Raw genomic sequence first — 3,944 nt, forward strand, 5'->3', positions numbered from 1 at the left:
GCCATGACGCTGGCGCCGAGTGCGGCGAGCTGTGCGGTCTTGCCGCCGGGCGCGGCGCAGAGATCGGCAACGCGCTGGCCCTTTACATCACCCAGCAGCTGCACCGGCAACGATGCGGCAACATCCTGCACCCACCATTCGCTGCCACTGCCGTCTTCCGGGGCAAAACCGGACAGGCTCTCGACCGCGCCGCCGGCCATGCGGCGCAAGCCGCCGGTCGGCAGGATGTCTGCTTCCAGCCTCTCCGCCCAGCCGGCGGCATCGTCGCTCTTCAGGCTGATATCCAGCGGCGCTTCCTGCAGATGCGCCATGGCGATGTCTCTCGCCGTATCCTCGCCGTAGAAATTCACCCAGCTCTGCCACAGCCAGTCGGGCGTGTTCGCCCTGGCGACATCCTGCTCGGCGACGATGGCGGCGCCCTCGGTCGCCACCTTGCGCAGCACGGCGTTGATCAGGCCGCGCGGTTTTTTCTGCTCGGGATGCATCAGGTTGACGGCTTCGCCCACCGCGGCATGGGCCGGCGCATCGAGGAACAGTAGCTCGGCTGCGCCCAGCCGCATCGCCTCGCGCGGCAGGCCCTTGGGCCACAGCGTGAGGAATTTGCGCAACACGCCGTCGATCTGGCCGCGGCGGCGCAAGGTCGTGGCAGCGAGGCGGCGCACATAGGCGCGGTCGCGGTCGCTCAGGTCCCGGAAGCCCGACTTAGGGTCGGCCAGGGCATCGTCCAGCGCTCGGCCCTTGCCCAGTACCATGTCGACCAGATTGGCGGCCACGCGGCGCGCGGAAGCCGGGCCGGGAACGGTGGGGAAGGCGGAAGCGTCGGACATGGCGCTTCTTCTAGCCTTCAGGCCCGGGGCCGTCGAGGCGGAGGGCTATCTGAGGGTGAAAAACCCCGGATTCGCCGCCTTTCGTGACCGAATGCCGCAAAGCCGCTTGCTTGGCCTGCGCGGCCAAATTTGCTAAGCCTGCGCCATGCCGCAGCAAGCCACCCGAATCGCCCCCTCGATCCTTTCGGCCGACTTCGCCCAGCTGGGTGCCGAGGTCACCGCCATCGACAAGGCGGGCGCCGATTACATCCATATCGATGTGATGGACGGCCATTTCGTGCCGAACCTGACCATTGGCCCCAATGTGGTGGCGGCGCTGCGCAAGCACACGACGCGGCAGTTCGACGTGCATCTGATGATCTCGCCGGTCGATGCCTTCATTCCGCAGTTTGCCGAAGCCGGCGCCGATATCATCACCGTGCATCCCGAAGCCGGCCCGCATGTGCATCGCACGCTGCAGCTCATCCGTTCGCTGGGCAAGAAAGCCGGCCTGTCGCTCAATCCCGGCACGCCGGTGGAAGCGGCGCTGGCCGTACTCGATATGGTCGACCTTGTGCTGGTGATGAGCGTCAATCCCGGTTTCGGCGGCCAGAAGTTCATCCATAGCCAGCTCGACAAGATCCGCATCTTGCGCCGGGCCATCGACGCTTCCGGCCGCGCCATCGACCTGGAAGTCGACGGCGGCATCAATGCCGAGACCGCGCAGCTGGCGGTGGATGCCGGCGCCGATGTGCTGGTTGCCGGCACTGCCACCTTCCAGGGCGGTCCTGCTGCCTATGCCGGCAACATCGCGCGAGTGCGCGCAAAAGCATCGAAGTGAGCTGACGTGACTGCGGCCTCGCTGCAGGACTCCGTCGGTCGTAAACTGCTGCGCCGCCTGGCGGCGGCCTGGTATGGCACGCGGCTTTATGCCCTGACCCTGCCGCGCAAGGCGCCGCTCGAACTTCCCGTCCTGCCCGACGATCCCTGGTCCGGCACAGTTTCAAACGCAGACCGCCTGTTCCAGGGCCGCTTTGTTTTTGCCGGTGCCGAAGTGGTGTCGCCGCGTGCCGCGCCCTGGTCGGTTGCTGCAACCGAAGCCGGCCTCGATCCCGCCAGCCATGCTGCCTGGGCCGCCGGCCTGCACGGTTTCGTCTGGCTGCGCGATTTCGCCACGCAGAGCGGTGACATGGCGCGGCGCATGGCACGCAGCCTGGTGGCCGACTGGATCGCCAAACATTCGCTGTCGATCCGCGGCCTGCCCTGGCAGCCGGCCATTGCCGGCCGCAGGCTGTCGCAATGGCTGCTCGCCTCGCATTTCCTGCTCGATGGCGCCGACGATGCCTTCGGCCATGATTTCCTGCTCAGCATCGCACGTCATGCCGCGCATCTGAAACGCGCCAGCAGTTTTGCACCGGCGGGCTGGCCGCGCTTCGACGCCACGCTCGGTGCCGCCTATGGTGCAGAGGCGCTCGGCCAGGCGCAGGACAAGGTGGCGCTGCAGGCATTGTGCGCCGCGCTGGATGCGCAGGTGATGGCCGATGGCGGCCATGTCTCGCGCAACCCCTCGCTGCTGTATCGCATGCTGCGCGATCTGGTGGCGCTGTGGCGTTTCCTGCAGGCAGTCGATCCCGAACGCGCCGCCATGCTGCAGCCCTATCTCGACCGCATGGCGCCGATGCTGCGCACCCTGCGTCACGGCGACGGCGGTCTGGCACTGTTCCATGGCGGCGAGGAAGAGAATGCGGCGCAGATCGACCTGCTGCTCGATCTCTCCGATGCCAAGGGCAAGCCGCTGGCTTCGGCCACGCATAGCGGCTTCGAACGCGCTGCGGCCAAGCGCGCGCTGCTGCTGCTCGATGCTGCTGTCGCGCCGCCGCGTGCGGCAAACGTCAAGCCGCATTCGGGCCCGCTGGCCTTCGAGTTCAGCCATGGCAAGGACCGCCTGATCGTCAATTGCGGTGCGTCGCGCCGCATGGGTGGCAACTGGGCGACGGCACTCAGCGGCGTGGCGGCGCATTCCACGCTCTGCCTCGGCGACAGGGAGCCGGCGGCTGGCACCAGCGTTTCCGTCTCGCGCAACGAGCAGGACGGCGCGATCTGGTTCGAAGCGGAGCATGACGGCTGGCACGCTGCCTGCAACCGGATCTATCGCCGGCGGCTGTATCTCTCGGCCGGTGGCGAGGATCTGCGCGGCGAGGATATCGTCTCTGAGGGCCCTGTTGCGACGCACGGGGTCATGCCGGTCGAGGCCGTGCTGCGGCTGCATCTGCATCCTGGCATGCACGCCTCGCTGATCGGTAGCGGTGACACCGTGATCCTGAAAACTGCCAGCGGGCAGGGCTGGCGCTGGCGCGGCATGGGTGGCGTGGTACGGTTGGAAGACAGTGTTTATCTTGGCGTTGGCGGCGAAGTGCGCCGCACGCAGCAGATCGTGATGGCCGGTTCGGCCGGTGCCGAACCCCTGGTGTTCAAATGGGCTCTGACAAAGATCAACTAGGCAGTCTTTTCTCCGGCCGCAGCCGGCAGGTGGCCAAGGAGAAGCCGGGTGCGGTGGAAACCAACCGGCTGATCTCGCTGGCCTCGCTGGATGCTGAGCCGTGGAAGAATGGCGGCGGCACGACCTATCAGATCGCCGTCGATCCGCCGGAGGCCAACACCTCGAATTTCCGCTGGCGCGTCAGCCGCGCGGTGATCGAAAAAGATGGCCCGTTCTCAAGCTTTCCGAATGTGTCACGCTGGATCGTGCTGGTCTCGGGCCCCGGCTTCACCATGGAGTTTGCCGACGGCACATCCTTCGATGTGGTGAAGCCCTTCGAGGTCTACTGGTTCGATGGCGGCCTGAGTGTGAACTGCAGGCTGAAGGGCGATCGTCCGGTCACCGTGCTGAACGTGATGGCGCACAACGAGATGGTGATGCGGGTGAATATCGCGCAGAGCCGCAGCATGCTGCCCAGTGCAGGCCATGCCATTGTCTCGGCCTACAGCGCCTCGATGCGGCTGGATGAGCGCCATGTGCTCATCGCCGCCGTCGACAAGCCGTTTTAATTAACCCTTTATTGCGTCGGCCACGAAGGGCTTGAGCGGCTTCTGCGGTCGCGGGCCGATATGGCTGATCACCTCGGCGGCGCAGAGCGA

The 3,944-nt window shown here is 66.5% G+C and carries 4 protein-coding genes; 3 read left to right on the plus strand and 1 reads right to left on the minus strand.

Going from position 1 to position 3,944, the window contains the following annotated elements; all coding sequences use genetic code 11:
- A partial coding sequence (locus tag CTR53_RS02425; protein WP_290809216.1) for a transcription antitermination factor NusB occupies positions 1–827 on the minus strand: 827 nt, incomplete at its 3' end.
- A 145-nt stretch (positions 828–972) separates the two neighbouring features.
- On the opposite strand from CTR53_RS02425, the gene rpe reads away from it, so the two are divergent.
- Genes rpe through CTR53_RS02440 form a run of 3 tightly spaced genes read left to right on the plus strand, consistent with a single transcriptional unit; the run spans position 973 to position 3,854 of the window.
- Positions 973–1,647, plus strand: a complete 675-nt coding sequence (gene rpe / locus CTR53_RS02430) for a ribulose-phosphate 3-epimerase (protein ID WP_290809137.1) — start codon at positions 973–975, stop codon at positions 1,645–1,647.
- A gap of 6 nt (positions 1,648–1,653) precedes the next feature.
- A complete protein-coding gene (locus CTR53_RS02435) occupies positions 1,654–3,306 on the plus strand; it encodes a heparinase II/III family protein (protein ID WP_290809139.1) in 1,653 nt (550 codons plus the stop codon).
- Positions 3,307–3,335: 29 nt separating this feature from the next.
- Positions 3,336–3,854: a HutD family protein gene (locus CTR53_RS02440; RefSeq protein WP_290809141.1), complete on the plus strand. Its 519-nt coding sequence runs from the start codon at positions 3,336–3,338 to the stop codon at positions 3,852–3,854.
- Positions 3,855–3,944: the final 90 nt, after the last annotated feature.

It is taken from the genome of Ferrovibrio sp. (assembly GCF_002796975.1).
GTDB lineage: Bacteria > Pseudomonadota > Alphaproteobacteria > Ferrovibrionales > Ferrovibrionaceae > Ferrovibrio.

What these genes read in the sequence shown, in the direction of transcription:
- rpe (WP_290809137.1), top strand. Translation starts at nt 973, where the DNA reads ATGCCGCAGCAAGCCACCCGAATCGCCCCCTCGATCCTTTCGGCCGAC.